This is a genomic window from Citrobacter freundii complex sp. 2024EL-00216 (assembly GCF_043945515.1).
Classification (GTDB): Bacteria; Pseudomonadota; Gammaproteobacteria; order Enterobacterales; family Enterobacteriaceae; genus Citrobacter; species Citrobacter portucalensis.
Genome location: NZ_JBIMRA010000002.1, coordinates 383,009 through 398,168 on the forward strand (window position 1 = coordinate 383,009; position 15,160 = coordinate 398,168).

Sequence of the window (15,160 nt, forward strand, 5' to 3'; positions counted from 1 at the left end):
TTCATAATAATCTGTCATAATGGAATATTATATTCACTAAGGCGAGTGATATTTTGTTTTGTAATCGCCATCACATTTTCGCCAGGAGAAAGCATGAACTGTTTAATTCGCATTCGTCAGCGTTATCCGGATCTCGCGCAAAGCGATAAAAAACTTGCGGATTATCTTCTTGCTCAGCCGGATACTGCGCGTCATCTCAGTTCACAACAGCTGGCCTTTGAAGCGGGCGTCAGCCAGTCCAGCGTGGTGAAATTCGCGCAAAAGATGGGCTTTAAAGGATTCCCGGCACTCAAACTGGCGATTAGCGAAGCATTGGCCAGCAATCCTAATCCCCATTCCATTCCGGTACATAATCAGATTCGCGGTGACGACCCAATGCGAATGGTAGGCGAGAAACTGATTAAAGAGAACGTGGCGGCGATGCATGCGACGCTGGACGTCAACAGCGAAGAGAAACTGATGGAGAGCGTCACGATGCTGCGTTCAGCCCGCCGCATTATCGTGACCGGGATTGGCGCATCGGGTCTGGTAGCACAGAATTTTGCCTGGAAGCTGCTGAAGATTGGTTTTAACGCGGTGGTGGAACGCGATATGCACGCCCTACTGGCGACGGTGCAGGCGCTTTCGCCTAACGATCTACTGCTGGCCATTTCGTATACCGGAGAGCGTCGCGAACTCAACCTGGCTGCGGATGAAACGTTGCGCACCGGCGCGAAAATCCTCGCCATCACCGGATTTACACCGAACGCACTGCAGCAACGGGCAAATCATTGTCTGTACACCATTGCCGAGGAGCAGGCCACGCGCAGCGCCGCGATCTCCTCCACCCACGCGCAAATGATGCTCACCGATTTACTGTTTATGGCGCTGGTGCAGCAGGATCTGGAGCATGCCCCGGAACGCATTCGTCACAGCGAAGCGCTGGTAAAAAAACTGGTCTGAGCAAAGAATGCGCGTATAATGCCCGCCCGATTTGTGATGTTTTGAGAGTTTCCTGATGGCCCTGTTAATCACTAAAAAGTGTATCAATTGCGATATGTGCGAGCCCGAATGCCCGAATGAGGCGATTTCGATGGGTGATAGCATTTACGAGATTAACAGCGACAAGTGTACGGAATGCGTAGGCCATTACGACACGCCAACCTGCCAGAAAGTGTGCCCGATCCCCAATACTATTTTGAAAGATCCGGCGCATGTCGAAACAGAAGAGCAGCTGTGGGATAAGTTTGTGCTGATGCACCACGCCGATAAACTTTAGCCGCGTCGCCATCTGGCGATGAAACCCCTACCCTGCCCCTGCAACAAACGCATAACCCGTAGGCCGGATAAGACGCTACGCGTCGCCATCCGGCATCGTCCTGAATCTAACTTTCGATAATCACCGTGGCGCAGGCGTAGTGACGCTCATCGGCCAGCGTCACATGCATGTGCGCAACGCCGAGTTTTTCCGCCAGTTTTAACGCCTCTCCCCATAATCGCAAACGCGGCTTACCAAGTTCGTCGTTAAAGACTTCAAACTGATTAAATGCCAGCCCATTGCGAATACCCGTGCCAAAGGCTTTTGCTGCCGCCTCTTTGACTGCAAAACGCTTCGCCAGAAAACGCACCGGCTGCTGATGCGTTTCCCAGATTGCCCATTCGTTGTCGCTGAGCACACGTCTTGCCAGGCGGTCGCCGGAACGGGAGATCACCGCTTCGATGCGGGCAATCTCCACGATATCCGTACCTAATCCCAGAATCGCCATTAGCCACGCGCTTCCAGCATCAGGCGCTTCATTTCTACTACGGCCTCTTTCAGGCCGCTCATCACCGCACGTCCAATAATGGCATGGCCAATATTCAGCTCGTGCATTTCCGGGATACGCGCGATAGCTTTAACATTGTGATACGTCAGACCGTGACCCGCATTCACCTTCAGGCCAAGACTTGCAGCATAGGTTGCCGCTTTGGCGATACGCGCCAGTTCGCTGGCCTGTTCTGCGTCGGTTTTCGCATCGGCGTAACAGCCAGTGTGAATTTCAATAAACGGTGCGCCAACTTCCGAAGCGGCCTTAATCTGCTCTTCATCGGCATCGATAAACAGCGAAACCAGAATGCCTGCGTCCGCCAGGCGTTTGCAGGCATCGCGCATCTTGTCACGCTGACCGGCGACGTCCAGCCCACCTTCAGTGGTAACTTCCTGACGCTTTTCCGGCACCAGGCAGCAAAAATGCGGCTTAGTCTCAACGGCAATCGACAGCATCTCTTCGGTGACTGCCATTTCCAGATTCATGCGTGTATCCAGCGTCTGGCGCAAAATACGTACGTCACGGTCGGTGATATGACGACGGTCTTCACGCAGGTGTACGGTAATACCGTCCGCGCCCGCCTGTTCAACGATAAACGCTGCCTGAACCGGGTCCGGATATGCGGTACCGCGTGCATTACGTAAAGTGGCAATGTGGTCAATGTTGACGCCTAACAGTAATTCGGCCATGACAATCCTCGTTTTTTATTTTCGCTTCGGCATAAACTGCCGGAATAATTCGCGGCTCTTTAAGGGCTTACCACCAAGATACGGCTTTAACGCCATGCGGGTAAAGCGTTTCGCGGCGCGAAGCGTATCAGCATCCGGAAATTCCCGCGATTCGAGTGCTTTCAGATGGCGTCCGGTAAAGGTGGCGTTATCAATCACAACGCTTGCGATAAACCCTTTTTCTTCCCTGTAGCGATAGGTCATGGTGTCGTCTACCGGCTCGCCGCTGCCCGCACAGTGGGTAAAATCGACGCCATACCCCAGATGACCAAGTAAGGCCAGCTCAAAGCGACGCAACGCAGGTTCTGGCGAACCCGTCGCGCCAGCCAGCGCCTGAATGCAGTTCAGGTAATCGAAAAAGAGTGCAGAAAAACGGGTTTCGTACTCGAGTACGCGCGAGATAAGCTCGTTAATATACAAGCCGCTGTACAGCGTGATTCCGCTAAGGGGGAGTGCCAGAGAAACGGCTTCGGCGCTGCGCAAGGTTTTGACCTCACCACGTCCACCAAAGCGAAGCAACAACGGGGTAAAAGGCTGGAGTGCGCCTTTAAGATTGGAGCGTTTGGAACGTGCGCCTTTAGCCACAAGGCGCACGCGACCCGACTCTTCCGTGAAGACGTCCAGCACGAGACTGGTTTCGCTCCAGGGGCGACTGTGCAGGACAAAAGCGCGTTGCCATCCTTCCATCATAATACTCGTCGTCTTTCAAGTTGCAGGTGCGTTGGCTGCGCCCGTTCACCCCAGTCACTTACGAGAGTAAGCTCCCGGGGATTCACGGACTTGCCGCCTTCCTGCACCTCGAAAGCCATAGAGTATTAAAACTACTGGTCGTCGCCGTAACCGAGGCTGCGCAGCGCGCGTTCGTCATCGGCCCAGCCGGATTTCACTTTCACCCACAGTTCGAGGTGAACGGGCGCTTCGAACATCTCCTGCATGTCTTTACGCGCTTCGATGCCGATGGTTTTAATCTTGGCCCCTTTGTTGCCAATAACCATCTTCTTCTGCCCTTCACGTTCAACGAGGATCAGACCGTTGATGTCGTAGCCACCGCGCTCGTTAGAGATAAAACGCTCAATCTCCACGGTAACGGAGTACGGCAGTTCAGCACCCAGAAAACGCATCAGCTTTTCACGGATGATTTCAGAGGCCATAAAGCGCTGAGAACGGTCGGTGATGTAATCTTCCGGGAAGTGATGAATAGCTTCCGGCAAATGCTTACGCACGATGCCCGCAACGGTATCGACATTCAAGCCGGTTTCGGCAGAAATCGGTACGATATCAAGGAAGTTCATCTGGCTTGCCAGGAACTGCAGGTGCGGCAGCAGATCGGCTTTTTCCTGAACGTTGTCGACTTTGTTGACGGCCAGAATAACCGGGGCTTTGCCATCACGCAGCTTGTTGAGCACCATTTCGTCGTCCGGCGTCCAGCGGGTGCCTTCGACAACGAAAATAACCAGTTCAACATCACCGATCGAGCTGCTCGCCGCTTTGTTCATCAGGCGGTTAATAGCCCGTTTTTCTTCCATATGCAGACCCGGGGTATCAACATAAATCGCCTGATACGCGCCTTCGGTATGGATGCCAACAATACGGTGACGTGTTGTCTGAGCCTTACGTGAGGTAATAGAAATCTTCTGCCCAAGCAGATTATTCAACAGGGTGGATTTGCCGACGTTCGGGCGACCGACGATAGCAATAAATCCGCAGTAAGTTTTCTCTTCGCTCATTCCAGCTCCAGTTTTTTCAACGCCTGTTCGGCGGCAGCCTGCTCAGCCTTACGACGGCTCGAACCTGTGCCAACCACCGGTTCACTCAGGCCGCTGACCTGGCAGTGGATAGTAAATTCTTGATCGTGTGCTTCACCACGGACCTGCACCACCAAATAAGACGGCAGAGGCAGGTGGCGACCCTGCAAATATTCCTGCAGGCGCGTTTTCGGATCTTTTTGTTTGTCGCCTGGGCTAATTTCATCCAGACGAGTTTGATACCAGTTCAGGATCAATTGCTCAACGGTTTGAATATCGCTGTCGAGGAAGACGCCGCCGATCAAAGCTTCAACGGTATCCGCCAGGATTGATTCACGACGGAAGCCGCCGCTTTTCAGCTCACCTGGCCCCAAACGTAAACATTCACCGAGGTCAAACTCACGGGCTAATTCAGCCAGCGTATTGCCGCGAACCAGCGTCGCGCGCATGCGGCTCATATCACCTTCATCCACACGCGGGAAACGGTGATACAGCGCATTAGCGATAACAAAGCTCAAAATAGAGTCGCCTAAAAATTCTAAACGCTCGTTATGTTTGCTGCTGGCGCTCCGGTGAGTTAATGCCTGCTGCAACAGCTCCTGATGATTAAAAGTGTAGCCCAGCTTCCGTTGAAGCCGATTAATTACGATGGGGTTCATGCGATACCAATAAAAGAATGCGTCAACAATTCAGCACACGAAACAGACCTGATATACGCACTTCGCTGAGCCATCTGGCTTCGCCTGCATGCATTTATATACAAACCAACGCTGTTTCGTGTGCCGTGGCAACCTGTCGGTGCCAACCTAAAACTTCGGGGGAATATTCTATACACAACGACAAGGGATGTCGTTAGTCTGCGGGAATTTATCCGAGAAATAATTCACGCTGCCGCCGTAATGACGACAACGTGAACGATTATCGGTGATTAGTGAATGCCACCAATACGGCTTAAACGCACACCGGTCGGCCATTCACCTTCTTGCTTATCAAAACTCATCCAGATAGCGGTCGCTTTACCAACCAGATTCGCTTCCGGTACAAATCCCCAGTAACGGCTGTCCGCGCTGTTATCACGGTTATCACCCATCATGAAGTAGTGTCCCGGCGGAACGATCCAGGTTGCCAACGGCTGACCAGGTTGACGGTAATACATCCCCACCTGATCCTGCGCAATCGGCACGGTCAGAATGCGGTGCGTAACCTCACCCAGCGTTTCTTTACGCTCAGAAAGGCGAATACCGTTCTCTTTCGTTTCGTTCAGCGGAACTTCAAAGAAGCCGCTGGTCGCTTCACCGCCGTTACGACGAGCAAAGGTCTGTACAAAATCACTTGGCTGAACATCAGAGTACGTTACCGGCAGCGCGTTTTCACACGCCTGACCGGAACGGCATCCTGGCTGAATAGTCACCTCTTTCGCCACTGGATCGTACGTTACTTTGTCTCCCGGTAAACCGACAGCACGTTTAATGTAGTCCAGACGCGGATCTTCCGGGTATTTAAACACCACGATATCACCGCGTTTCGGATGACCGGTTTCGATCAACGTTTTCTGGTAAATCGGATCTTTAATCCCGTAGGCGAATTTCTCCACCAGGATAAAGTCACCGATAAGCAGCGTCGGCATCATCGAACCTGACGGGATCTGGAATGGTTCATAGATAAATGAACGCACCACCAGCACAATCGCCAGTACCGGGAAAACGGACGCCCCGGTTTCCAGCCAGCCTGGCTTAGGTGCCACTTTTTTCAGCGTAGCTTTATCCAGTGAATCACCTGCAGCAGCTTGCGCTGCTGCCTGACGCTCCCGGCGCTTTGGCGCGAAGATGAATTTATCTACGCACCATAAAATGCCCGTCACCAGTGTGGCAATCACCAGAATCAGGGCAAACATGTTCGCCATGCCAACTCCTTAAGATTATTTGCTGTCTTTACCGACATGCAGAATGGCGAGGAACGCTTCCTGCGGCAGTTCGACGTTACCGATCTGCTTCATGCGCTTTTTACCCTCTTTCTGTTTTTGCAGCAGCTTTTTCTTACGGCTGATATCGCCACCGTAGCATTTCGCCAGAACGTTTTTACGCAGCTGCTTAACCGTTGAACGCGCGATGATGTGCGTACCAATGGCCGCCTGGATCGCGATATCAAACTGCTGGCGAGGGATCAGATCTTTCATCTTCTCAACCAGTTCACGGCCACGGCTCTGGGAGTTGTCGCGGTGGGTAATCAGCGCCAGCGCATCGACACGTTCGTTGTTGATAAGGACATCAACACGCACCATGTCAGACGCTTGGAAGCGTTTGAAGTTATAGTCCAGCGACGCGTAGCCGCGAGAGGTCGACTTCAGACGGTCGAAGAAATCGAGTACGACTTCCGCCATTGGAATCTCATACGTCAGCGCCACCTGGTTACCGTGGTAAACCATGTTGGTCTGGACGCCACGCTTCTCGATACACAGGGTGATGACGTTGCCAAGGTAAGCCTGCGGCAGCAACATGTGACACTCAGCGATCGGCTCACGCAGTTCGTAGATGTTGTTCAGCGGCGGCAGCTTGGACGGGCTATCGACGTAGATAGTCTCTTTCGCCGTGGTTTCGACTTCGTAGACTACGGTCGGCGCGGTGGTGATCAGATCCAGATCGTATTCACGCTCCAGACGTTCCTGAATGATCTCCATGTGCAGCAGACCAAGGAAACCACAACGGAAGCCGAAGCCCAGCGCGGTAGAGCTTTCCGGTTCGTAGAACAGGGAGGCGTCGTTCAGGCTCAGTTTGCCAAGCGCGTCACGGAAGTTTTCATAGTCGTCAGAGCTCACCGGGAACAGACCGGCGTAAACCTGCGGCTTCACTTTTTTAAAGCCTGGCAGCGGTTTGTCTGCCGGGTTACGCGCCTGCGTCAGGGTATCGCCAACCGGTGCGCCGAGGATGTCTTTAATCGCACAAACCAACCAACCTACCTCGCCGCATTTCAGCTCGGTACGGTCAACCTGTTTTGGCGTGAAGATGCCCAGACGGTCAGCGTTATAGACCTGACCGGTGCTCATTACTTTAATTTTGTCGCCTTTACGCATGGTGCCGTTTTTAATACGCACCAGTGACACCACGCCAAGGTAGTTATCGAACCAGGAGTCGATGATCAGCGCCTGCAATGGGCCTTCCGGATCGCCTTCCGGCGGCGGAATGTCGCGTACCAGACGTTCAAGAACGTCAGTGACGCCAACGCCGGTTTTCGCCGAGCAGCGAACGGCATCTGTCGCATCGATACCGACGATATCTTCGATCTCTTCCGCTACGCGTTCAGGATCGGCGGCTGGCAGGTCAATTTTATTCAGTACCGGTACTACTTCCAGATCCATTTCCATGGCGGTATAGCAGTTAGCCAGGGTCTGCGCTTCTACGCCCTGTCCGGCATCAACCACCAGCAATGCGCCTTCACAGGCAGCAAGCGAGCGGGAAACTTCATACGAGAAGTCAACGTGGCCCGGGGTGTCGATAAAGTTAAGCTGATAGGTTTCACCATCAGATGCTTTGAAATCGAGCGTCACGCTCTGCGCTTTGATAGTAATACCGCGCTCACGCTCAAGATCCATCGAGTCGAGAACCTGCGCTTCCATTTCACGGTCAGACAGGCCACCGCAGATCTGGATAATACGGTCAGACAGCGTCGATTTACCGTGGTCGATGTGAGCTATGATTGAAAAGTTACGTATGTTCTTCATATAGTGTAATTATTGTGCCTTACGCCCGCCGGAGCAGGCTCTGAGAAGTCGCTGATCTGAGCTTAACGTCTGTTTAAGTGAAACGCCGCATTCTACACTACAACGCTGAGGCGAGGAAACGTTCATAGAGCAAGGATAGCGGGAACTGGAAACAACCTTGCAAAGTCGGTGAAACTTTTGCCGGATGGCGGCATAAACGCCTTATCCGGCCTACGCCTGCATCTGAGCACGCTGTAGACCTGACAAGCGCAACGCCATCAGGCAAAGATATCACTGCTGGGTTTCGACGCGAATAAGATCGGGTGGGAGAGCAACGTTCAGAATGACCGGCTGCCAGGCTTCGCGCTCAGCAAGCTTACGAGAGTATCCACGAGCAATCAGGAATCCGCCCACGCCCCCCAGCACTGCGCCGCTTAATGCCGCAAGATCGGAACCAAACAGCACCTGGAACAGCGCCGCGAAAAGAAACAGTCCCGCCAACGGAGACATGTAGACCAGCATCGCCGATCCCAACAGGCTACCTTCGGCAATGCCCAGTTCAACTTTTTGACCAGGGGTCAAGGGTTCGTCGCAGGGCACCACGATAGTGTGTGTGGTCTGTGGTCCCAGTTTGTTCAGCACGCGGCTCCCGCATCCGGCCCGGGAAGCGCAGCTGCTACATGATGCTTTAACATCACAGCTGACCGTCGCCAGACCATTTTGCCAGGAGACGACCGTCGCCCACTCTTTAATCATTGTGCTGCCCTGAACTTGATATTGTCCGCGATACGCTTCGCCGTTTGTGGCGGAAGCTCGCCCACAATCGTAATTTCCGCGTTATCACGCACGCTGGTGCTGACCGTTCTGCGGCCAGTACGCAGCAGTTGATCGGCGCTGTTCTGCGTCGCACGGTTTACGTTCACGGAGAAACTAAACAGGCCATCAGAATAAAGGCGTGATTCAATCGGCATGTTATCCATCGTCGGCAGCGGACGTCGACTGCTTGAGACCTCACTGAAACCTTGTGGCAACCACGACGGACTCCAGTTGAAGTTGGTTTTCTCGCCTGCAGGAACCGACAGCAACGGTGGTAAATTCGCTTTTGCTAACGTCTGCATGCTGTCGCTAACACCGTTATTCACGGTAAAGGAGATCACACGGAACTGTTCCAGCGTTTCGCCATCACGATCGAGGAGATCGACACGCATTGGCAGTTTGGTCTCCGTGTCCATCCAAACGATATAGCTGTAACGGGTGCCGTCACGCGCCACAACGCGGATCACTTCACAGAGCCGATCGGCAATACGGGTGCGGCCTACTGAGATAAAATCATAGTAGGGAGCAAGGCGTTTGAAATCGGTGTAAATCAGGGATGGCAGAGAGTCAACGATATAATCGCCGTTCAGCGTGAACGGTTCGAGACCAGGCTCAAAATAGCTAATTTCGTTGCCGCGTTGCACAACTTCCCGGCGCGGTCCATCCATTTGTAATAGTTGCGCGAGTGGACGGTTATCCTGGCGGGCATGACGATAACGTAGGGATTCAACACCCTGCTTATTAATGCTGACAAATGACAGCTCATAGGTTAGCGACTGGCTGGCCAGATTCATCTGCTGCAACAAAGCCCCGGACGCAGGATTGGCCGAGGCGTTTACAGAGAAGAACAGGCTACCAGCCACAAGTGACATGGCAAACCAAAGTTGCTTCATTACTGCGATTGCGTTCCTAAAGTTTGAATTCCTGGCACCTGCACCGCGGCTTGCTGTGTTTGGGCCTGCTCAAACTGAAGCTGTTCAGAGTGCAGTCGACGTTGCAATTCGTAATCCTGCAACATGGCATTAATACGACGACGCTGCTCCTGTACCTGCTGTTGTTGACCGCCGCTGGCCGTCGCGTCAGAAGGTACACCCAAGCTAACCGGACTGGCTTTACCCATCATCGGTAATGTATTAAATACCGGTGTTTCGGGCTGCTGGGACGTTTCAGATTGCCCATTATAGTGCTGGACGCCAACGATAACTGCAAGTGATACGCACGCGGCCACACCCATTTGGGTAAGCTGCGCGGCCCACGGACGCATTTTCTTCCAGAATGGCATTTTCTGCCACTGGTGCGGTGCTGGCTGGGCCTCAGGAATCAATGGCGCCGTCTGGCGTACTGGCTCATCCTGGATGGCGGCCATTACGCGGGCGGAAATATCGAAATGGAGAACGTCGGCGGTATCACCTCGCATGGAATCGCGAATCAGGTGATAACTCTCCCAGGTTTTTTGCATTTCCGGGTCGTGAGTTAGCTCTTTGAGTAACTCAGTATCCAGCGTTTCGCCATCCATTAAAGCGGAAAGTTTCTCTTTCTGCATGCCTAATACCTTTTCCAGTATCCCGCTATCGTCAACGCCTGATAAGCGGTTGAACTTTATTATCAATAGCTTCCCTCGCTCGGAAGATACGTGAACGCACCGTACCTACCGGACAATCCATGATAGCGGCTATCTCTTCATAGCTCAGGCCATCCAACTCCCGCAAGGTTATTGCCATGCGTAAATCTTCCGGGAGGGACTCAATAGTTCGGAAAACTATCTGTCTCAGTTCTTCTGACAACATTAAGTTCTCAGGGTTCGAAATTTCTTTCAGTGCTCCGCCACTTTCGTAATTTTCTGCTTCAATCGCATCAATATCACTGGAAGGTGGACGACGCCCCTGAGCGACCAGGTAATTCTTCGCTGTATTGACTGCAATACGATACAGCCAGGTATAAAAAGCACTATCTCCCCGGAACGAGTCCAGCGCACGATAGGCTTTGATAAATGCTTCTTGTACTACATCGGGTACATCACCCGACGGTACATAGCGAGAAACCAGACTCGCCACCTTATGCTGATAGCGCACTACCAGTAGGTTAAAGGCTTTCTGATCTCCCTTCTGGACCCGTTCTACCAGGACCTGGTCCGTTAACTGCTCGCTCATCCGAGGTAAAGTCTCCCCAAACCAAATTTCCACGCGCTTTCGAAACGCCACTCCATCAGCTTCACTATGAGCAAGCAAATGCTTAGAGTGCTCAAGTTTCGTAAAGTTCCGTTACGCATTGTTTTTTGTTTGTCATGTTGTAGACAGGTCTTATCTCTCATTATAAGTCTACATAACCCGATCAACGCACTATCTGTACAGAAATGCCCATTTCACCGCTTGCAGAGTAACCCAACGGGCACTTTATTTCATCACATAATCTGATGCTAACGGCCTGCTTCACAAAATATTTTTGCCTATTTCGCCTTCATCATGCTTTTCCTTCATGTTTAGTCATTGCAACACATTTAAAAATAAAACGTGCAGTATCGCGCAATGTGGTGCTATGGTGACCAAACACTGTTTAGTAAATTAAACAAACATCATGAATACGACTCCTGAATTATCCTGTGACGTGCTGATCATTGGCAGCGGGGCTGCCGGACTCTCACTGGCGCTGCGCCTGGCTGAAAAACATCAGGTTATTGTCCTGAGCAAAGGGCCGGTCAGCGAAGGCTCGACATTTTATGCCCAGGGGGGTATTGCCGCGGTTTTCGATGAAACCGACAGTATCGACTCCCACGTTGAAGATACGCTGATTGCCGGGGCCGGGCTGTGCGATCGCCATGCGGTTGAATTTGTCGCCAGCAATGCTCGCACCTGCGTTCAATGGCTTATCGATCAGGGCGTCTTATTCGATACACAGGTTCAGCCTAACGGCGAAGAGAGCTATCACCTGACCCGTGAAGGCGGTCACAGCCATCGACGCATCCTGCACGCTGCGGATGCTACCGGCAAAGAAGTCGAAACCACCCTCGTCAGCCAGGCACAAAATCACCCCAATATCCGGGTTCTTGAGCGTAGCAACGCCGTCGACCTGATTGTCTCCGATAAAATCGGTCTGCCGGGAACGCGTCGGGTTGTCGGCGCATGGATCTGGAATCGTAATAAAGAAGCCGTCGAAACCTGCCATGCGAAGTCGGTAGTGTTGGCCACCGGCGGCGCATCAAAGGTGTATCAATACACCACCAATCCGGATATTTCCTCGGGTGACGGGATTGCAATGGCCTGGCGCGCAGGATGCCGCGTCGCCAACCTGGAGTTTAACCAGTTTCACCCGACTGCGCTGTATCATCCGCAGGCACGCAATTTTCTGCTGACCGAAGCGCTGCGCGGCGAAGGCGCGCACCTGAAGCGCCCGGACGGTTCACGCTTTATGCCCGATTTTGACGAACGTGGCGAACTGGCTCCCCGCGATATTGTCGCCCGCGCCATTGATCATGAAATGAAGCGCCTTGGTGCAGATTGCATGTTCCTCGATATCAGCCATAAGCCGGAAGAATTTGTTCGTCAGCATTTCCCGATGATTTATGAAAAGTTGCTGGGATTGGGCATTGATTTAACCAAAGAACCGGTTCCCATCGTGCCTGCCGCGCACTATACCTGCGGCGGTGTGATGGTGGATGACTTTGGCCGTACCGATGTCGACGGGCTGTATGCGATCGGCGAAGTGAGTTACACCGGCCTGCATGGCGCCAACCGGATGGCATCGAACTCATTGCTGGAGTGTCTGGTTTATGGCTGGTCCGCGGCTGAAGATATCGACAGGCGCATGCCTTATGCTCGCGGCGTTAGCACGCTCCCGGGCTGGGATGAAAGCCGGGTAGAAAATCCGGATGAGTTGGTTGTTATCCAGCATAACTGGCATGAGCTGCGGCTGTTTATGTGGGATTACGTCGGTATTGTGCGTACGACCAAGCGCCTGGAGCGCGCTCTGCGCCGTATCACCATGCTGCAACAGGAAATCGACGAGTATTACGCCCATTTCCGCGTGTCGAACAATTTGTTGGAACTGCGCAATCTGGTACAAGTTGCCGAGCTGATTGTCCGCTGCGCAATGATGCGCAAAGAGAGTCGGGGCCTGCACTACACGCTGGATTACCCAGAGCAGCTTCCAGAAGCCGGCCCGTCCATTCTCTCGCCGCTAAGTCATCACATAAACAGGTAAAACGCCTGGGTCAGCGCCGTGTAACCTTCAGAGTAACGTTGGTCTGGCCCACGAATCACCAGCCTGTCGCTAAAGCACTCCCCGGCCTGCGGGGAGAATGCCAGCAATACCCGATGCGGTAGTCGGGCTTCCGTTTCTGCTACATCCGTACGTAATCGCAGATGCCAGCCCATACTTAATGCCTGCTGGGTAAACGCGTTCCCAATCTGTTCCGGCAGCACGACACAAAAAAAACCTTCTTCCGTAATGCTGTCCGCCGCCAGCGTAAGCAACATCTGGTGATCGAGCGTGGTGGTATAGCGCGCCTGCTCGCGCTGCGGTGTTGCACATTCCACGCCCTGTTCATAATAGGGAGGGTTGCTGATTATCAAATCAAAACGCACGGTCTGACGCGGTATCCACTGCTGTGCATCCTCTGTATGAACACTCACGCGATGCATCCACGGAGATTGCGCGATGTTCTCCTGCGCCTGCTGCGCGGCATCGACATCAAGCTCCACGGCGTCAATGATGACGTTTTCATCCGTGCGCTGGGCCAACATCAGCGCCAACAGGCCGCTCCCGGTACCAATATCCAGGATCCGCTTTACGCCCGAAACGGGGGCCCAGGCCCCCAATAAAATGCCGTCTGTTCCGACTTTCATTGCACAGCGATCGTGTGCCACAAAAAACTGCTTAAAAGTAAATCCATTACGTCTCAGTACGGATGTAGACTGGGGCATGAAGAACAACCTTCCTGGAAAAAAAACGATAACATAGGATAAAAACAATACCTGAGAAGGTATATCCATACAAACAGATGAAGATTGCAGCCGTAACGTCTATAATCAGCGCCCCACTCAGAGGTAGAACATGACTGTAACGACTTTTTCCGAACTTGAACTCGATGAAAGCCTTCTGGATGCCCTCCAGGAAAAAGGTTTCACTCGCCCGACCGCCATTCAGGCTGCCGCCATTCCGCCTGCGCTCGATGGCCGTGATGTACTCGGTTCTGCGCCGACAGGCACCGGTAAAACGGCGGCATATTTGCTGCCAGCGTTGCAGCACCTGCTCGACTTCCCGCGCAAGAAATCTGGTCCGCCGCGCATTTTAATCCTGACGCCAACGCGCGAACTGGCGATGCAGGTTGCCGAACACGCTCGTGAACTGGCGAAGAATACGCATCTGGATATCGCTACGATTACCGGCGGCGTGGCTTACATGAACCACATGGAAGTCTTTAGCGAAAACCAGGACATCGTGGTCGCCACCACGGGTCGTCTGCTGCAATACATTAAAGAAGAAAACTTCGACTGCCATGCGGTTGAAACGCTAATTCTCGATGAAGCAGACCGTATGCTGGACATGGGCTTTGCCCAGGACATCGAGCATATCGCCGGTGAAACACGCTGGCGTAAGCAAACCATGCTGTTTTCCGCCACACTGGAAGGCGATGCGATTAAAGATTTTGCCGAGCGTCTGTTGGAAGACCCGGTCGAAGTCTCAGCGGATCCGTCCACCCGCGAACGCAAGAAGATCCATCAGTTTTACTACCGTGCCGATGACATCGAGCACAAAACTGCCATGCTGATCCACCTGTTAAAACAGCCGGAAGCGACTCGCTCGATTGTCTTCGTACGCAAACGTGAGCGTGTGCACGAACTGGCAGGCTGGCTGCGCCAGGCGGGCATTAATAACTGCTATCTCGAAGGCGAGATGGTGCAGAACAAACGTAACGAAGCGATCAAACGCCTGACCGATGGTCGTGTGAACGTGCTGGTAGCAACCGACGTTGCCGCTCGCGGGATCGATATTCCTGACGTCAGCCACGTGTTTAACTTCGACATGCCGCGCAGTGGCGATGCCTATTTGCACCGTATTGGCCGTACCGGTCGTGCTGGCCGTAAAGGCACTGCGATCTCTTTGGTTGAAGCGCACGACCACCTGCTGCTCGGCAAAGCGAGCCGCTATATTGACGAACCGCTGAAAGCTCGCGTCATTGACGAACTGCGTCCAACCACGCGCGCGCCAAGTGAGAAATCTAACGGTAAGCCATCCAAGAAAGTGCTGGCGAAGCGCGCTGAGAAAAAGGCGAAAGAGAAAGAGAAGCCGCGGGTGAAAAAACGTCACCGCGACGCCAAAAATATCGGCAAACGTCGTAAGCCGAGCGGCGCTGCTACCCAGCAGTCCGACAAAGAGTAAACCGAATGC

17 protein-coding genes are annotated in these 15,160 nt (G+C 53.1%); 4 read left to right on the forward strand and 13 right to left on the reverse strand.

The features are described 5' to 3' along the window. Positions 1 to 93 precede the first annotated feature (93 nt). Together ACHHZ7_RS04215 and ACHHZ7_RS04220 are read left to right on the forward strand one after the other, a co-directional pair. Positions 94 to 942 carry a MurR/RpiR family transcriptional regulator gene (locus ACHHZ7_RS04215; RefSeq protein ID WP_008785493.1) on the forward strand — a complete coding sequence of 283 codons (849 nt, stop codon included), beginning with the start codon at positions 94 to 96 and terminating at the stop codon, positions 940 to 942. Between the two features lie 55 nt (positions 943 to 997). After that, the gene (locus ACHHZ7_RS04220) at positions 998 to 1,258 is read left to right on the forward strand and encodes a YfhL family 4Fe-4S dicluster ferredoxin (protein WP_003037590.1); all 261 of its coding nucleotides are present in this window, start codon (positions 998 to 1,000) and stop codon (positions 1,256 to 1,258) included. A 106-nt stretch (positions 1,259 to 1,364) separates the two neighbouring features. Here ACHHZ7_RS04220 and acpS read toward each other — a convergent pair whose 3' ends face one another. The 12 genes from acpS to rseD form a co-directional block, all read right to left on the reverse strand. After that, positions 1,365 to 1,745, reverse strand: a complete 381-nt coding sequence (gene acpS, locus ACHHZ7_RS04225; RefSeq protein ID WP_003037588.1) for a holo-ACP synthase — start codon at positions 1,743 to 1,745, stop codon at positions 1,365 to 1,367. Beyond that, positions 1,745 to 2,476, reverse strand: coding sequence for a pyridoxine 5'-phosphate synthase (gene pdxJ, locus ACHHZ7_RS04230; RefSeq protein ID WP_048215762.1), 732 nt, complete (start codon positions 2,474 to 2,476; stop codon positions 1,745 to 1,747). Before pdxJ ends, acpS begins: the two co-directional genes overlap by 1 nt. A 15-nt stretch (positions 2,477 to 2,491) precedes the next feature. After that, positions 2,492 to 3,202, reverse strand: a complete 711-nt coding sequence (gene recO, locus ACHHZ7_RS04235) for a DNA repair protein RecO (protein WP_008785495.1) — start codon at positions 3,200 to 3,202, stop codon at positions 2,492 to 2,494. A 134-nt stretch (positions 3,203 to 3,336) separates the two neighbouring features. Continuing rightward, positions 3,337 to 4,242: a GTPase Era gene (gene era / locus ACHHZ7_RS04240; RefSeq protein ID WP_032937937.1), complete on the reverse strand. Its 906-nt coding sequence runs from the start codon at positions 4,240 to 4,242 to the stop codon at positions 3,337 to 3,339. Then, on the reverse strand, positions 4,239 to 4,919 hold the full coding sequence (gene rnc, locus ACHHZ7_RS04245; RefSeq protein WP_003037579.1) for a ribonuclease III: 681 nt from the start codon (positions 4,917 to 4,919) through the stop codon (positions 4,239 to 4,241). Before rnc ends, era begins: the two co-directional genes overlap by 4 nt. Positions 4,920 to 5,188: 269 nt before the next feature. Continuing rightward, a complete protein-coding gene (gene lepB / locus ACHHZ7_RS04250) occupies positions 5,189 to 6,163 on the reverse strand; it encodes a signal peptidase I (protein ID WP_003835329.1) in 975 nt (324 codons plus the stop codon). A 15-nt stretch (positions 6,164 to 6,178) separates the two neighbouring features. Then, complete coding sequence (gene lepA / locus ACHHZ7_RS04255; protein WP_003037577.1) at positions 6,179 to 7,978, reverse strand: translation elongation factor 4; 1,800 nt, start codon at positions 7,976 to 7,978, stop codon at positions 6,179 to 6,181. A 270-nt stretch (positions 7,979 to 8,248) separates the two neighbouring features. Continuing rightward, positions 8,249 to 8,713 carry a SoxR-reducing system protein RseC gene (gene rseC / locus ACHHZ7_RS04260; RefSeq protein WP_003037576.1) on the reverse strand — a complete coding sequence of 155 codons (465 nt, stop codon included), beginning with the start codon at positions 8,711 to 8,713 and terminating at the stop codon, positions 8,249 to 8,251. Beyond that, positions 8,710 to 9,666: a sigma-E factor regulatory protein RseB gene (gene rseB / locus ACHHZ7_RS04265; protein WP_003835334.1), complete on the reverse strand. Its 957-nt coding sequence runs from the start codon at positions 9,664 to 9,666 to the stop codon at positions 8,710 to 8,712. Before rseB ends, rseC begins: the two co-directional genes overlap by 4 nt. After that, the gene (rseA, locus tag ACHHZ7_RS04270) at positions 9,666 to 10,316 is read right to left on the reverse strand and encodes an anti-sigma-E factor RseA (RefSeq protein WP_008785497.1); all 651 of its coding nucleotides are present in this window, start codon (positions 10,314 to 10,316) and stop codon (positions 9,666 to 9,668) included. Before rseA ends, rseB begins: the two co-directional genes overlap by 1 nt. Before the next feature lie 31 nt (positions 10,317 to 10,347). After that, complete coding sequence (gene rpoE / locus ACHHZ7_RS04275) at positions 10,348 to 10,923, reverse strand: RNA polymerase sigma factor RpoE (RefSeq protein ID WP_003037573.1); 576 nt, start codon at positions 10,921 to 10,923, stop codon at positions 10,348 to 10,350. After that, on the reverse strand, positions 10,920 to 11,084 hold the full coding sequence (gene rseD / locus ACHHZ7_RS04280) for a rpoE leader peptide RseD (RefSeq protein ID WP_122973798.1): 165 nt from the start codon (positions 11,082 to 11,084) through the stop codon (positions 10,920 to 10,922). Before rseD ends, rpoE begins: the two co-directional genes overlap by 4 nt. Positions 11,085 to 11,347: 263 nt before the next feature. On the opposite strand from rseD, the gene nadB reads away from it, so the two are divergent. Next, the gene (gene nadB / locus ACHHZ7_RS04285) at positions 11,348 to 12,970 is read left to right on the forward strand and encodes an L-aspartate oxidase (protein WP_003037572.1); all 1,623 of its coding nucleotides are present in this window, start codon (positions 11,348 to 11,350) and stop codon (positions 12,968 to 12,970) included. Here the strand turns inward: nadB and trmN are convergent. Further along, positions 12,955 to 13,692, reverse strand: coding sequence for a tRNA(1)(Val) (adenine(37)-N(6))-methyltransferase TrmN (trmN, locus tag ACHHZ7_RS04290; RefSeq protein WP_060683407.1), 738 nt, complete (start codon positions 13,690 to 13,692; stop codon positions 12,955 to 12,957). The two genes, nadB and trmN, sit on opposite strands and share 16 nt — an antisense overlap. A gap of 130 nt (positions 13,693 to 13,822) precedes the next feature. Here trmN and srmB point away from each other — a divergent pair, with 130 nt between their 5' ends. Further along, complete coding sequence (gene srmB / locus ACHHZ7_RS04295; RefSeq protein WP_003835340.1) at positions 13,823 to 15,151, forward strand: ATP-dependent RNA helicase SrmB; 1,329 nt, start codon at positions 13,823 to 13,825, stop codon at positions 15,149 to 15,151. Positions 15,152 to 15,160: the final 9 nt, after the last annotated feature.